Here is a 13,020-nt window from a genome sequence, read left to right as displayed (position 1 = left end):
AACATAGTGAGCGGAGCTTACTTTTTAGCAATGTTTACATACTTACTTGATTTGAAAAAAAATGGAGATTATCTTAGCTGAACCACGCGGTTTCTGTGCGGGAGTCAAAAGAGCTGTAGACATATTAGCAATGACTTTAGAGAAATACAAAAACGAACGCCAAGTTTATGTACTACACGAAATCGTTCATAATAAATATATAGTAGAGGGCTTTAAGAAACAAGGAGTGGTTTTTGTAAGCAGCATAGAAGACATTAAAGACAATGGAGGAATATTGATCTTCAGTGCACATGGAGTGTCAAAAAGTATAGAGGATGAGGCAAAAAGAAAGGGTATTCAAATTATTGATGCAACATGTCCCCTAGTTAGCAAAGTACATAAAGAGGCAAAAAGGTATGAGGATAGTGGTAAAGAATTAATTCTAATTGGACATGAAAATCATCCAGAAGTTAAAGGAATTATAGGAAGAGTAAATAATCCTATAGCTCTAGTGCAAACTATGGAAGACGTACACAACTTACAAGTTAAAGATCCAGATAATTTATCTTATGTAACGCAAACCACTTTAAGTATTGACGATACCAAAGAAATTATTGCTGCCCTGAAGCTCAGATTTCCAAGCATTACAGGCCCCGACTTAAAAGATATATGCTATGCAACACAAAATAGGCAGAACGCTGTTAAAAAATTGGCTAAAATTACAGACGTAGTGTTAATTGTAGGAAGCAAAAACAGTTCAAATTCAAACCGTTTATTAGACCTGTGTATTTCCAGAGGAAAAAGAGCCTATTTGATTGATAATTATAAATGCATGAACAAAAATTGGTTGCAGGGCGCAGAAAAAATAGGAATTACTGCAGGTGCTTCTGTTCCTGATATATTAGTTGATGAGCTAGTAAATTACTTAAAAATAAATATGAATACAAAAGTTTCAGTCATGCCAGATGGATTCACTGAAAATGTTCAGTTTAAGTATACTAAATGGTAATGTGCAACAAAGTGCGTCAAATCAAGTCTTTAGCTCAATTCAATTTTCAGTCTATTGGAGAATAAAATATCAAGCTGAGATATAATTAATCCTCGTTTGTCAGGTTAAGTTGTGTCTAGCACAGAAACATTAAAATATAAAAAACCTTCATCATACAAAAGGGTTAATATTACTACTAATTTTATCAAAAACTTATAATATAAGTAATATTGTCATCTAATGTTTAATGAATTTCAATAAATTACCTTTTTAATTCTAGATGAGTATACACTTTGTTAATATGTTTGGGTCAAAACCCAAAAGTAAGTTTATGCTTTCTATAGGGAAAGAAGGCACAATGTTACTATATTTTAAAAATGATACTTTAAATAAAAGATATTTTGCTAAGGATAAAAATAATAAAGCTGTTTCTGACTTAATTTCATGTCTCTCATCAGATAAAAAAGCACCCTTATATCTGGTTCTCAATCACGCTGATCAGAACTATTTGCTACAGTCTATCCCAAAAGTAAATAGGATTAGTGCTTATCTATCAGCAAAAACAAAAGTAGAGCATTTTGCTCATAATAATGATATAAATTCTATTCTCTTGGTCGAAAAGCCGAATAAATTTAATCAAAACTGGTGGTACCTATTTGTTTCATCAAAAGCAAATCATTTAATAGAATATTGGTTGGACGTGTTTGTTGAAATAGGCTCTAACTTTAAAGGAATATTAATGTTTCCTATAGAACTAGTCAGTATAGCAAAAAAGATTCTACACAAAGATCCTAGTAACTGGAAAATCATAGTTGCTGCAACTAAAACAGGTGGCTATAGACAAGTGGTTCTTAAAGAGAACAAAATGATATTTACACGTTTAATACCATTTACTAATGATAATTTACCAGGAATCATTGCTGGTGAAATATATCAGGAAGTGAAAAATACAATTCAATCTTTAACTAAGTTTGGATTTGAAAAAAATGACCCTATCGACTTTTGCATCATAGTATCAGAAGCTATTAAATCTAGTTTATCAGTTATAAATTTTTCAGAGAATAGTGTGAACATATTGACTCCATATGAGCTAGGTAAACTATTGGGAGCAGAATTAGCTATATGCGAAAAAGATAGCTTTTGTGATACTACAATTTTGTTCCATAGCTTTAAGAATAAGCCAATAAATATTTTTAACACAAAAGAAACTAAAGAATTTTATCTATTCAATTATCTTTATTTAAACTCTCCTCAGATTTTTCTATACCTTGTCTTGGTTTTAGTTGTAATTAACGCCTTTTGTTTGCGAAATTTGTATTCGAATTTCAATATTGCTGATAATTTATCTGCAAAGTGGAGCGCTTTAAATAACAAATTAATAAAACTTAGCCAAAGCTATAATGTAAAAAAGATAGATGAAGTTTACGATTTTATTAATATCAATAATATTTTATCAAAAATAGAGTACTCTCCTCTTACACAAGTTAAGTATGTAGAAAAGTTAAAAGTACCAGATGTAGAGCTTCAATCACTTGAGTGGAATTATAATGAGGCAAAAAGTTATATTACCACAACTTTAAGGTTTAATTTTCAATCTAATAAAAACACTTCTTATCTATACAGAAAACTACAGGAAAACTTAAACGATAATTTTCGTACTCATGATGTTAGTATTTCTAGCTTACCTACTACTAAAGAGAAAAATCTATCTATTGATATTGAAATAGGAGAGGCAATGTAATTTGATGACTATCTCTCAATTAAAAAGAAAAGCCGCAATTCAGTTTATATCTTACTTATCGTTATCTATTGTATTAATAGGGTTATCAACGTATTTTGTTATCTATAACGAGAAGATTTATAATAAAAATCAAACTGCAATTGAGGAAATACGTTCTATTAACTTACAGATTGCTGAAATTCAAAAAAAGGAAGTTATTCTAAATAAAAATCTAGATTTATGGAAAAGAATTTCTTCTTCAAATTTACATAGTAGTAGATACATTGCAAATTTAAATTTTGAGCTTAACAAGCTATATAAAAAACACTACATGTTAGAACCTGAAATATCAATTTCTATACCTGAAGAAGCTGAACTCCACAATAAAAGTAAACATACAAAAGTAATAAGAAGTGAAGTGGTTCTAAGTTTAAGCTCAATTAGCGATAAGCATATTTTTTTATTTCTACAGTCTATTCCAAATCTTCCTGGTTATGTTATGATCAGATCTCTTACCTTGAATAAGCAGAGAAATATAGATGCTGAAGTTATAAACCAGATTTTAAGTGGTAATATGATAGAGACAGTGAGAGCTAGTATAGTTTTTGATTGGTATACCATATTAAGTAGATGAATATAAAGTTGTTTTTTATTTTTACGCTGCTATTTTTTAATGTTAGTGCATATTGCAATTGCGAAGATCTTGTAGAAAATATAGGGATTTGTAAAAAATATTCTTGCCAACAGCATATTAGTAATGAAGATTTTATTGAGCATAAAATATTAGGGTTAAATAGTGAAAATTTATGTGTATATATAGAAAGACAAGGCAATGATGAAATGGTCTGTCATCATTCTAATGATGGAATGATTATAGAAAAGAAGTACTTAAAAAGTATTTTAAAAGTTGGAAATCAAGAAATAAATGACTTCATTGATATAGCAAATTTGCGTGCGAAGGAGTGTTTTTTTATCAACAATTATTATATAGATCGAGACAATATAATAAAAGAGGCAGCAGAGAGTACTTTATCGCAATATGGTAGCATAAAAAGCATTTTTTTTGATGAAGAGCAGGTTAATAGAATAGTTAGTGAGATGGAAAAGTTTAACTTACAGTCTTCAGGAGTTACAGAGGAAGAAAATTTCAATTGTAAAGTAGTCAGTTTAGATTCAATTTTATACTTTTCCCCCGATACATGGAAAATATGGGTAAATGGAAAGTTGTTTATAAATACTAAGGATTTAAAAGTGCACTCAGTAACTGAAAATTATGTAACTTTTTCATGGGCTGTAAACCAAAAGATAAAAAAAGAACGGATAAGCAATTCTAAAAATGTACATTTTGGACATGGAGGTATTATGTTTACGCTTTATCCAGAACAAAAATTTGATTTAGATAGTTTATCTATTAAATAATCTAATACATCTGCGCTTGTAGCTCAGTTGGATAGAGCGTTGCCCTCCGGAGGCAAAGGTCGTGGGTTCGAATCCCTCCAAGCGCGTTTTTAATTAAATTTGACAATAATACTTTCACAGAAGATAATAAAGAGATTGATTTTAGAGCATAATTATGTCCAGTGGTACTATAAATAAAGTCATATTAGTTGGTAATTTAGGAAAAGATCCTGAAATTAGGACTACACAAAATGGAAAAGAGATGGCAAGTTTTTCGATAGCCACATCTGAAAGTTGGACTGACAAATTTTCTGGTACGCGCTCTGAAAAGACAGAATGGCATAATATTGTAATTTTTAGTGAAGGATTAGTAAAAATTGTTAAGGATTTTGCGCGCAAAGGTAGTAAAGTTTACATTGAAGGTTCTCTGAGAACTAGAAAATGGACTGACCAAAATGGTAGTGAAAGGTATACGACAGAGGTGGTGCTATATAACTTTAATAGTGCCCTTACCCTTTTAGATTCACGAAACAGTATGTCAAACTCTGATTACAAGCCAAGTGAACAAAAAGATAAATACGGAAGTTTTGACAACGATACAAAAGACGAACTAATCGATGATGAAATACCATTTTAATAACTTCAATTGAAATCTATATTTTTATGGACTGCTTGTGTTACTCCTTTTAATTCTAATGGAGATAGCATAGATTACCAAAGTTTGCAGTGCTTGCTTGCAATGCAGGCTCAAGCTAAAAATGGTGTAGTGTTGCTCGGTAGCACCGGTGAAAGTTTATCACTTACTGATTCTGAAAAGCGCACATTAGTTGAATTTGTATGTGAGCTAAAATTAAATACGAAAATTATAATTGGTGTACCAGGAGTGAATCTATATCAGACTCTTGAATGGCTTGATTTTTGCAAGGGTATGCCTATTCATGGCTATCTAATGACAACTCCCATTTATGCAAAGCCTGGAATCACGGGGCAAACTTTATGGTTTGAAAAGCTGCTTGAAAAAGCACATGTGCCAGCCATGCTTTACAATATTCCATCAAGAGCAGGAGTGTGTCTTCACGCTGAAACTGTACGCAACTTATCCAGCCACGAAAAATTTTGGGCTATCAAAGATTCAAGTGGCACCGTTAATACTTTAACTCAGTATAAGAAAGTTGCACCAAATATTGAGGTCTTTTGCGGAGATGATAATATGATATTTGATATGGCTGCTAAGGGTGCGGCTGGTCTGGTTTCTGTTGCTGCCAATCTTTGGCCACGCGTAGCACATAAATATGTTAAGCAGTGTCTACTGTCATTCCAGCGCGTGACGCTGGAATCCAGAAGGAAAGCAACTACTCAAATGACAGAAAATGACGTAAAAAGTTCAACAGATATCTGGCAACAAGCTTGCAAAACTCTATTTACTGCCAGCAATCCAATACCTACTAAAGCACTCTTGCATGACATTGGGCTTATAGAACACAAAACTGTTCGTCTACCACTCAGCACAGAAGACTTGCCTTCCGTTGAAAAATTGAGGCAAGTAAATGAAATTATCCTCGGGTGAGAGGATTGCCAAATATTTCAGGAAACCAGTATCCTGCATCAATACCATCAATTTTCATAGAGGTATCAGGCATTGCTTTATCGATCAACAATTTAAAAGGAATATAAGCAATATAACCTACCACAGCACCTATAGCACCTATAGCTGCTGGTGATGTAAAGCCAAGAGCAACCAATCCTGCTCCTATCCCAAATCTAACACCAGTATACGCAATTGCTTGCACTATTTCTTTTGAAGAGTCCTTAAAGCCCGAAGTTGAGAGTTTTGCTATTAAACCTATTGCACATAACGATGATAATAGAAACCCAGCACCAACCATTCCACCTGCAACAAGAGGTAACAAACCAGAAATAGAGCTTATAGCATAATTTGTAACAATTCCATCAATAGCTCCTAAGCCTGCTACTATCCCCCCCGCTATTCCACAGCATATCCCTGCTATTGCCATTGCACATATCAGATTTGATTTAAATTCTTGGTCTTGGAAACCACTCATAACTTTATCTCTTTAATTAAAACTTATATAAAGGCTAACATATTAACACATTATAGTCAATACTTCTATGTTATTCTTTTTGGAGTTTCTAATTGACTTTCAGCACACTTTAGCCTTATATGTATGGTCCCAGAGTGTAATGGTATATAAAATATGAGAACAAAATGCCATTAAAAGAGAACTTATAATTACTGGATATATCAGAACAACAGAGACAATTCATAAAGCAATGTAAACTTTCTAAGTACTATAACCTCAACTTTAAAACTATTGTAAAACAGAAAAAATCATTCATTTAAAAGAAAAATAACAGCTCCATATACTATTGAAGTGATAATACTTATAATGTTAGATATGATACCAAATCTAATTTGAAATATAACTTATTTACTCAGCTTCTTTTGAAACTACTGTGAACATAATATCTATAGATAAAACATTGCATTACCACGCCACTAACGAGTAGCAGAATGACAAGTTTTTCAACCTAGTCCGGTAAAAATCTCAGTCAGTTTAGCTACAGCTGCATGCTTTTAACTCTCCCAAAAAGAAAATTAACCATGTGAAATTCTTGTTGATATGACTTAATTAATAATTATTTTAGGTTACTAATTTATTTAAGAAACCTTGATAATATTTAGCCCACTTACTTTTCTATTTTCCATGTCACAATGAGCCTCTATTATTTCATCAAATTTATATTTTTTATTAATCCGTATGGTTAAAAGTTTTTTTCTTATCATCTCGAATATTTCCATTGCAGTAAGCACTAATGTAAATCTATCATACTTATAGTGATATATCGAAGTTCCAGTTGCAAATAACGAACGTGAACTAAGTAAAGAAAAACTAAGAGGAGCATTACCTGATATCTGCCCATAGGAAACATACATGCCAAACTTACCTAAAGATTCAAAAGAGAGCTTGCTTGTAGCGTAACCTATAGGGTCATACACTGCACCTACTCCTCTATTTTTCGTAATCTCCATAATTTTAGAAACGAAGTCTTTATCGTTATAGTTGATTGCGTATGTGCAGCCACTTTGTGAAGCTATCTTCATTTTTTCGTCAGAGCTTATAGAACCTATCACTATACCTTTTTTATCCTTTGCCCATTGGCATATTATTTGCCCCAAACCACCATTAGCTCCATGAACTAGTACAAAAGCACCAGGCCTGATTTTATAAGATTGATTAACTAAATAGTGAGCTGTCATACCTTTAAACAATACTGCAGCAGCAACTTCATCAGGTATATCATTCGGAATTTTTATCAAATATTTCTGGTGTACAATGCGCTTTTCACAATATGCCCCTGGAGGAGCTGTGCAATATCCAACTCTATCTTCAACCTTAAGTCCATCACTAATTTTTTTACCAAGCTTTTCAACAACTCCTACTGCCTCCACTCCAAGTACTGATGGCAGATCTTTAATTTTGCGCATACCTTTTCTATGTTCTAAATCATAACGATTTAAGCCGATAGTTGTATGACGTATTAAGACTTCCTCATCTTTTGGCTCACCTATGCTCTTATCTACAAATTCTAATACTTCTGGCCCCCCAGTTTTTTTAATTTGTATAGCTCTAACCATGATAAATGTAAGACAAAAACTTTAATTATGTTATCTAGCAATTAATATTTTGCAAAATGTTATTTAGAGTTTATACACTACATGAGCGTATGTTAATAGTTTTGAGGCGCAAATTATCATGAACAGAGAAATCTGTCCTTATGGTGTTTTATTCAATGTGTTGTGCAAAGTGGATGAAGATAATGATTTGGATGTTAACAATGTAATAAAAAAAATAAAAGAAAGGTTAGAATATAGAATACAAAAATCAGATAAAAAAAGAGATTATTGTAAATATTTATATACTTCTTGGGAAAAAAAGGATTTGATATTAATCACCAATTTGACTTGAAAGATTATGATGGCTTTCCAATAGATAGTCTTTTTTCTATTGCCATTAATTATAAACCATACACTTAACAAATCTAGCGCAAGTTTTAATAAAAGCAGGGGCTAACGTGCAAAGCGAAAAAGGATATTTACATGCCTGCGCTTTGATTCGTTCTCCAGACGTGTTAAAGGCTCTCATAGAAGCGGGGGGTAAGTGATAGCCCAAATGAAAACTATGGTGGAAATACCGCTTTAGATTGCGTTACTAAATTATATAGTACAGATAAGTCAATTAACTGTGAAGATTGCTGTAAGATTCTAATTGAGCATACATTAGAAAAAAAACTCACAGTAAAATGCCAGACTCTATAAAAAGTAATAAAGAGTTAACTGAGTACTGGAATGCTTGTAAAGCAAATAGTGAAGAATGGGAATTGATTACACCAAGCACTGAAACACAAGTAGTCAGTGTACAAAAAGTAAATAAGAGCCGCTGCTCAATTCAATAGATCTGTTGCATAACTACTATTTATAGAAAAAGGTTTGTTATTTAAGCTTAAAAAACGTATACGATAGCGTTATTTCACTTAAATCTTTTGTACTATTGTCACGAATTATTTCAGGGTCTATGTAAAAGGATACTGGCATAGCTGCTTTTTGTTTTGGCTGCAAAATTTGTTCTTCAAAGCAGAAGCATGCAACTTTATTGAAATATTTACCTGCTTTAAAAGGTGTGACATTATACACTGCCATTCCAAAAGAAGGCTGATCAGATAAATTTTTTGCATAATAAAATACTAAACTTTGTTGCCCTATATTCGTATCAATGTAGTTAGTTTCTGATTTAAATTCCCAAGGCAGACCGGACATTACATCAGCATTGAAGTAAACCCTGATTTTTTGGTCAGTTACATTTATTGTCGTATTAGTTGCTTTTCTCGTTGTGCCACCATATCCAGTAGCTTTGCAAAAGATACTATACAATGGCACTGAAGCATATGCAAGACACAGCATCAATACCACTAAAGATACTAGGAAAAAAACTATAGAATTTTCATTATTTCCCCTTAAAAAGGAAATCATCTAATCCTTATTGTTGAATAAATTAAGTAACCTGAGTAAATTGAGGAATATATTGATGAAGTCAAAGTAAAGATTAGTTGCACCAAGTACTGCCAGCTTAGTAGTTGCAACCTCTGAGCCATCATTATACCTATAATAAACATCTTTGATTCTCTGAGCATCGTATGCGGTCATTAAAGTAAACACTATTACTGACACAAATGATATTGCAAAATAGAGTGGACTACTCCCAAGGAACAGATTAACTATAGATGCAATGATTAATCCCCAGATTCCCATAATCAAAAAAGAACCCATACTGGTCAGATCTTTTTTTGTAGTATTACCATATAAAGCCATAGAACCAAACATGATCGATGTAATGAAAAATGCTCTCGCTATATTTTCTGCAGTATAAATTATAAAGATATGAGATAAAGAAATTCCCATTAAAACTGAGAATAGAAAAAATACAGTAAGTGTTGACTGAGCACTTAGGTGTTGAAGCCTAAAAGACATATAAAACACCAATGCAACTGGAGATAGCATCACCACAAGCGATAGAACAGGATTGGAATAAATCACCTGGAAAAGACCAGAAAACACTGTTAAAAACGCAACAAGCCCTGTAACACCTAAAGCTAAAGCCATATAATTGTATACTTTAGTTAGGTAACTCCTGAGTCCAGCACTATAATAAACGCCCTGAGAGCGAATATCCTGTTCGTTTTTCATATAAGACATAGTAACTCCTTATTATCTCTTGATGGTATATTATAATACAATACAGCGTTTTTATCAAGTATAAAATGACATACTACAATTGAATGGTGTGGTATGCAATTAGAGAATTTCTTCCATAACTATAAGCAAATCGGTTTTCAGCAACATGTAACTATTATAACAACCTCTGGCAATAGAAACTACCTTCACCATCCCCTCTATCATGATTTAAGGGGAATGGTGAAAGTAGTTTTTGCATTTACTAAAGCATTCTTCTTATAGACACTATACCAACAATCCACTATTTTTTCTATGTCTCGCGGTTTAATCTCTGGACCTATACTGATTCTAATTGAACACTCTGCTTGCTCTTTTGTTGCTCCCATTGCAAGCAAAACATGAGAAGGTCCAACTTTTCCAGAAGAGCATGCAGAACCATTGCTGACTGCAATATTATTTAAGTCAAAATGCATGAGCTGCAGATCATTCTTTACCCTCGGCATATAAATAAAACTTGTATTTGGCAATCTTTCAGAATTTCTGCCAAAAATCTTGATATCATTGACAAGACTTAATAATTCACACTCCAATTGATCACGCAGCTTCTCTACTTCATTCATTTTTGATAGAAGATCTGGAATGTTTTGCAATGCAGCAGAAAGACCTGCAATTGCAACAATATTTTCTGTGCCACCACGTAATCCTTTTTCTTGCCCACCACCTATTATAATGGGTTCTATTACAAGCTTTTTGTCAAATATTAAAACTCCGCTGCCTGCTATACCACCAAATTTGTGGGCAGATAGAGTAAGTAAATCCACTTCTAAGTCTTTCATATTGACTTTGATTTTCCCAATACTTTGAGCAGCGTCAGTGTGACAGATTGCACCGAATTTATGTGCCATTTTAGCTATTTCTTTAACAGATTGGATAACTCCAGTTTCGTTGTTGGCCATCATCACTGAAATTATTACTTTATTCCCCTCAAGTTCGCTTAGAATTTTCTCTAGCTCTAAAAAGTCAATAATACCCTCTTGATTAACGGATATTATACGTGGATTACATGCAGAATTAAGAATTGAAGGATGCTCTATAGCTGAAATTACATGTAGATAGCCTTTCATTCCTCTCATGATGAGATTGTTTGCTTCACTTGCACCAGATGTAAAAACTATTTCTTTACCATCTGGAACGCTAAGAGCATCACGTACGTTATCTCTTGCATCTTTAAGAATCTTCCTCGCTTCTTGCCCTCTTTTATGCAGCGATGATGGATTTAGTGTTTGTTTTGACAAAACCTCAAGTATACTTTTTTTTACATTTTCACTCATTGGAGCAGTTGCATTATAATCGGCATACACGCAACCACTATTTTCCAGAGAGAATAAACTGATAGGCTTATTTGTCACTTACCATTAACCAATTATGTACGTTAACTTTAACACGATAAAAAATTTATTGCAAAAACAGCGAAATTAATACATAATTAATAAATAATTCACATCATCAATCCCTGTTAAAACAGGTTTTTATTAGGAGTAATCATGGTAGAAGTCTTTTTAAATAATACAACGAAAAAGATAGAAGGCAGGTACCATCAGAGCAAAGATACTAATGCGCCGGTTGTACTAATTTTACATCACCACCCTCAATATGGTGGTAGTATGGATAGTAAGATTATACACAGTATATATGAATCTTTTATCGATAATAACTTTTCTGCATTGACAATTAATTTTCGTGGCGTCGGAAAATCTACAGGAACTTTTGATAAGGGTATAGGAGAATTAACTGATGCTGCAGTAGCTATTGATTGGCTTCAGGAGCATAACTCTAACAATGTTCCGATTTGGATAGTCGGTTTTTCTTTTGGAGCATGGGTAGCTATGCAATTAACAATGCGCCGTCCAGAGATAGTAAGTTTTGTCGCCCTTTCTCTTCCAGCAACTAAGTACGATTTCTCTTTTCTCTCTCCTTGTCCAATTCCTGGGCTTATAATACAAAGCAGTAATGATACAATTTCAGAAGAAAGCGATGTAACAGAATTAGCACAAAGGTTAATAAATTCGGTAAAAAGTGACCACATGGAATACCACATAGTAGACGATACTAACCACTTTTTAAGGGATAAAGAAGAGGAAGTAGCTCAAATTATAGATAATTATATAAAACTACGCTTAAACAGTGCAGTCACTTCCTCCAAAAAAGTAAAAAAAGAGATAAGGGTAAAAGAATATGCCTAACTTTACAAACGAGAAAAATGAGCGTATTAATATGAATAAAAAAAGTCTTGTTATGTTTAGGCAGTTATTACTCCTTGTTTTGGCTATGTTTATGTTGTCAGGGTGTTTCCTAAGTAAACAGCGTAAGTTAAAGAGTCCATGTATAAAAAGCAATGAAAACATTTCATGTGAATTATACTCTGTTAATGATCATTGGTTAAATAAGTATAAGGTGTAAGTAGTTTTGTATTGTACTATTTCTTCCATTCACAGCTTCACTAATGATCCATTACTTAACTGGAAAATGTGATCTGCTTTTTCTGCAAGAAGATAATTGTGTGTTACTATAAGCATAGAGCTATTATTTTCCTTTACATACGAATGTAACAGCAAAAATACATTCAAAGAATTTGTTGGGTCTAAATTTCCTGTTGGCTCATCTGCAAGTAAAAGCTTTGGAGAGTTTACAATGCTTCTTGCAATTGCGACCCGCTGCCTTTCTCCACCAGAAATTTCAGATACCATACTACTTGCTTTATTTTCCAGACCAAATTTTTCCAATATTGCTTGCGATTTTTTTTTTGCTTCAGCTTTGCTTATTCTTGCAATAAGCTGAGGAAGCATAACGTTTTCCAACACCGATAACTCTTGTAATAAATAGTGAAATTGATAAACAAAACTAAGAAAATTTCTTCTTACATAAGTTTTATATTTATTGCTGGCTTGAGTACAATTTACTCCATCTACTGTCACTACACCTAAAGTTGGCTTATCCAATAGGCCTGCAATTTGTAGTATAGTTGTTTTTCCTGATCCCGAATTACCAATCAACGCAACTACTTGTCCTCTTGTAAGACTCAGATTGATATCTTCTACAATAGCAGGGCTTTTTTTGAAGCTCTTACTTACAGAAGCTAGCTCTAGTGTTACACCACCACCCATATTATAATAAAGATCCAGG

Annotated in this window: 15 protein-coding genes and 1 tRNA gene; 10 read left to right on the top strand and 6 right to left on the bottom strand. The window is 32.9% G+C overall.

Annotated elements, in window-relative coordinates; translation table 11 throughout:
• Nucleotides 1-61: 61 nt before the first annotated feature.
• The 7 genes from ispH (at nucleotide 62) to dapA (ending at nucleotide 5,652) form a co-directional block, all read left to right on the top strand.
• On the top strand, nucleotides 62-988 hold the full coding sequence (gene ispH / locus LEM02_RS04035; protein WP_226079918.1) for a 4-hydroxy-3-methylbut-2-enyl diphosphate reductase: 927 nt from the start codon (nucleotides 62-64) through the stop codon (nucleotides 986-988).
• A 280-nt stretch (nucleotides 989-1,268) separates the two neighbouring features.
• Nucleotides 1,269-2,708, top strand: a complete 1,440-nt coding sequence (locus tag LEM02_RS04030; protein WP_226080033.1) for a hypothetical protein — start codon at nucleotides 1,269-1,271, stop codon at nucleotides 2,706-2,708.
• 4 nt (nucleotides 2,709-2,712) lie between these two features.
• A complete protein-coding gene (locus LEM02_RS04025; protein WP_226079915.1) occupies nucleotides 2,713-3,321 on the top strand; it encodes a hypothetical protein in 609 nt (202 codons plus the stop codon).
• Nucleotides 3,318-4,106, top strand: coding sequence for a hypothetical protein (locus LEM02_RS04020; RefSeq protein WP_226079913.1), 789 nt, complete (start codon nucleotides 3,318-3,320; stop codon nucleotides 4,104-4,106). The genes LEM02_RS04025 and LEM02_RS04020 overlap by 4 nt, the downstream gene beginning before the upstream one ends.
• A 12-nt stretch (nucleotides 4,107-4,118) precedes the next feature.
• Nucleotides 4,119-4,192: transfer RNA gene (locus LEM02_RS04015), tRNA-Arg, on the top strand.
• Nucleotides 4,193-4,260: 68 nt separating this feature from the next.
• Entirely contained in the window at nucleotides 4,261-4,722 is a 462-nt protein-coding gene (ssb, locus tag LEM02_RS04010) for a single-stranded DNA-binding protein (protein WP_226079911.1), read from the top strand.
• A gap of 9 nt (nucleotides 4,723-4,731) precedes the next feature.
• Nucleotides 4,732-5,652, top strand: a complete 921-nt coding sequence (gene dapA, locus LEM02_RS04005; RefSeq protein WP_226079909.1) for a 4-hydroxy-tetrahydrodipicolinate synthase — start codon at nucleotides 4,732-4,734, stop codon at nucleotides 5,650-5,652.
• Here the strand turns inward: dapA and LEM02_RS04000 are convergent.
• Both LEM02_RS04000 and LEM02_RS03995 read right to left on the bottom strand, forming a co-directional pair.
• Entirely contained in the window at nucleotides 5,639-6,148 is a 510-nt protein-coding gene (locus tag LEM02_RS04000) for a hypothetical protein (protein WP_226079907.1), read from the bottom strand. The two genes, dapA and LEM02_RS04000, sit on opposite strands and share 14 nt — an antisense overlap.
• Before the next feature lie 617 nt (nucleotides 6,149-6,765).
• The gene (locus LEM02_RS03995) at nucleotides 6,766-7,743 is read right to left on the bottom strand and encodes a quinone oxidoreductase family protein (protein ID WP_226079905.1); all 978 of its coding nucleotides are present in this window, start codon (nucleotides 7,741-7,743) and stop codon (nucleotides 6,766-6,768) included.
• A 118-nt stretch (nucleotides 7,744-7,861) separates the two neighbouring features.
• Here LEM02_RS03995 and LEM02_RS03990 point away from each other — a divergent pair, with 118 nt between their 5' ends.
• Together LEM02_RS03990 and LEM02_RS03985 are read left to right on the top strand one after the other, a co-directional pair.
• Nucleotides 7,862-8,074 carry a hypothetical protein gene (locus tag LEM02_RS03990; RefSeq protein WP_226079903.1) on the top strand — a complete coding sequence of 71 codons (213 nt, stop codon included), beginning with the start codon at nucleotides 7,862-7,864 and terminating at the stop codon, nucleotides 8,072-8,074.
• A gap of 334 nt (nucleotides 8,075-8,408) precedes the next feature.
• Nucleotides 8,409-8,561, top strand: a complete 153-nt coding sequence (locus tag LEM02_RS03985) for a hypothetical protein (RefSeq protein ID WP_226079900.1) — start codon at nucleotides 8,409-8,411, stop codon at nucleotides 8,559-8,561.
• A 37-nt stretch (nucleotides 8,562-8,598) separates the two neighbouring features.
• On the opposite strand, the gene LEM02_RS03980 is transcribed toward LEM02_RS03985, so the two are convergent.
• The 3 genes from LEM02_RS03980 to LEM02_RS03970 all read right to left on the bottom strand — a co-directional run bounded on the left by LEM02_RS03980 (nucleotide 8,599) and on the right by LEM02_RS03970 (nucleotide 11,246).
• Nucleotides 8,599-9,135 (bottom strand): cytochrome c oxidase assembly protein, encoded by a 537-nt coding sequence (locus LEM02_RS03980; RefSeq protein WP_226079898.1) that lies wholly within the window; start codon nucleotides 9,133-9,135, stop codon nucleotides 8,599-8,601.
• Nucleotides 9,136-9,858, bottom strand: coding sequence for a Bax inhibitor-1/YccA family protein (locus tag LEM02_RS03975; protein WP_015588059.1), 723 nt, complete (start codon nucleotides 9,856-9,858; stop codon nucleotides 9,136-9,138).
• 200 nt (nucleotides 9,859-10,058) lie between these two features.
• Entirely contained in the window at nucleotides 10,059-11,246 is a 1,188-nt protein-coding gene (locus tag LEM02_RS03970; RefSeq protein WP_226079897.1) for a cysteine desulfurase family protein, read from the bottom strand.
• A 135-nt stretch (nucleotides 11,247-11,381) separates the two neighbouring features.
• Here LEM02_RS03970 and LEM02_RS03965 point away from each other — a divergent pair, with 135 nt between their 5' ends.
• Nucleotides 11,382-12,080 carry an alpha/beta hydrolase gene (locus LEM02_RS03965; protein WP_226079896.1) on the top strand — a complete coding sequence of 233 codons (699 nt, stop codon included), beginning with the start codon at nucleotides 11,382-11,384 and terminating at the stop codon, nucleotides 12,078-12,080.
• 246 nt (nucleotides 12,081-12,326) lie between these two features.
• On the opposite strand, the gene LEM02_RS03960 is transcribed toward LEM02_RS03965, so the two are convergent.
• Nucleotides 12,327-13,001, bottom strand: a complete 675-nt coding sequence (locus LEM02_RS03960) for an ABC transporter ATP-binding protein (protein ID WP_226079895.1) — start codon at nucleotides 12,999-13,001, stop codon at nucleotides 12,327-12,329.
• Between the last annotated feature and the right edge of the window lie 19 nt (nucleotides 13,002-13,020).

Source organism: Wolbachia endosymbiont of Tribolium confusum, assembly GCF_020405475.1.
GTDB lineage: Bacteria > Pseudomonadota > Alphaproteobacteria > Rickettsiales > Anaplasmataceae > Wolbachia.
This window is presented reverse-complemented; position numbering and strand designations above follow the sequence as displayed.

Bases quoted from the DNA above. Each gene is read 5' to 3' on its own strand.
- LEM02_RS03995 (WP_226079905.1), bottom strand. From the start codon at position 7,743: ATGGTTAGAGCTATACAAATTAAAAAAACTGGGGGGCCAGAAGTATTA.
- ssb (WP_226079911.1), top strand. From the start codon at position 4,261: ATGTCCAGTGGTACTATAAATAAAGTCATATTAGTTGGTAATTTAGGA.
- LEM02_RS04030 (WP_226080033.1), top strand. From the start codon at position 1,269: ATGTTTGGGTCAAAACCCAAAAGTAAGTTTATGCTTTCTATAGGGAAA.
- LEM02_RS03965 (WP_226079896.1), top strand. From the start codon at position 11,382: ATGGTAGAAGTCTTTTTAAATAATACAACGAAAAAGATAGAAGGCAGG.
- LEM02_RS04000 (WP_226079907.1), bottom strand. From the start codon at position 6,148: ATGAGTGGTTTCCAAGACCAAGAATTTAAATCAAATCTGATATGTGCA.
- LEM02_RS04025 (WP_226079915.1), top strand. From the start codon at position 2,713: ATGACTATCTCTCAATTAAAAAGAAAAGCCGCAATTCAGTTTATATCT.
- LEM02_RS03990 (WP_226079903.1), top strand. From the start codon at position 7,862: ATGAACAGAGAAATCTGTCCTTATGGTGTTTTATTCAATGTGTTGTGC.
- LEM02_RS03980 (WP_226079898.1), bottom strand. From the start codon at position 9,135: ATGATTTCCTTTTTAAGGGGAAATAATGAAAATTCTATAGTTTTTTTC.
- LEM02_RS03960 (WP_226079895.1), bottom strand. From the start codon at position 13,001: ATGGGTGGTGGTGTAACACTAGAGCTAGCTTCTGTAAGTAAGAGCTTC.
- ispH (WP_226079918.1), top strand. From the start codon at position 62: ATGGAGATTATCTTAGCTGAACCACGCGGTTTCTGTGCGGGAGTCAAA.
- LEM02_RS04020 (WP_226079913.1), top strand. From the start codon at position 3,318: ATGAATATAAAGTTGTTTTTTATTTTTACGCTGCTATTTTTTAATGTT.
- LEM02_RS03985 (WP_226079900.1), top strand. From the start codon at position 8,409: ATGCCAGACTCTATAAAAAGTAATAAAGAGTTAACTGAGTACTGGAAT.
- LEM02_RS03975 (WP_015588059.1), bottom strand. From the start codon at position 9,858: ATGTCTTATATGAAAAACGAACAGGATATTCGCTCTCAGGGCGTTTAT.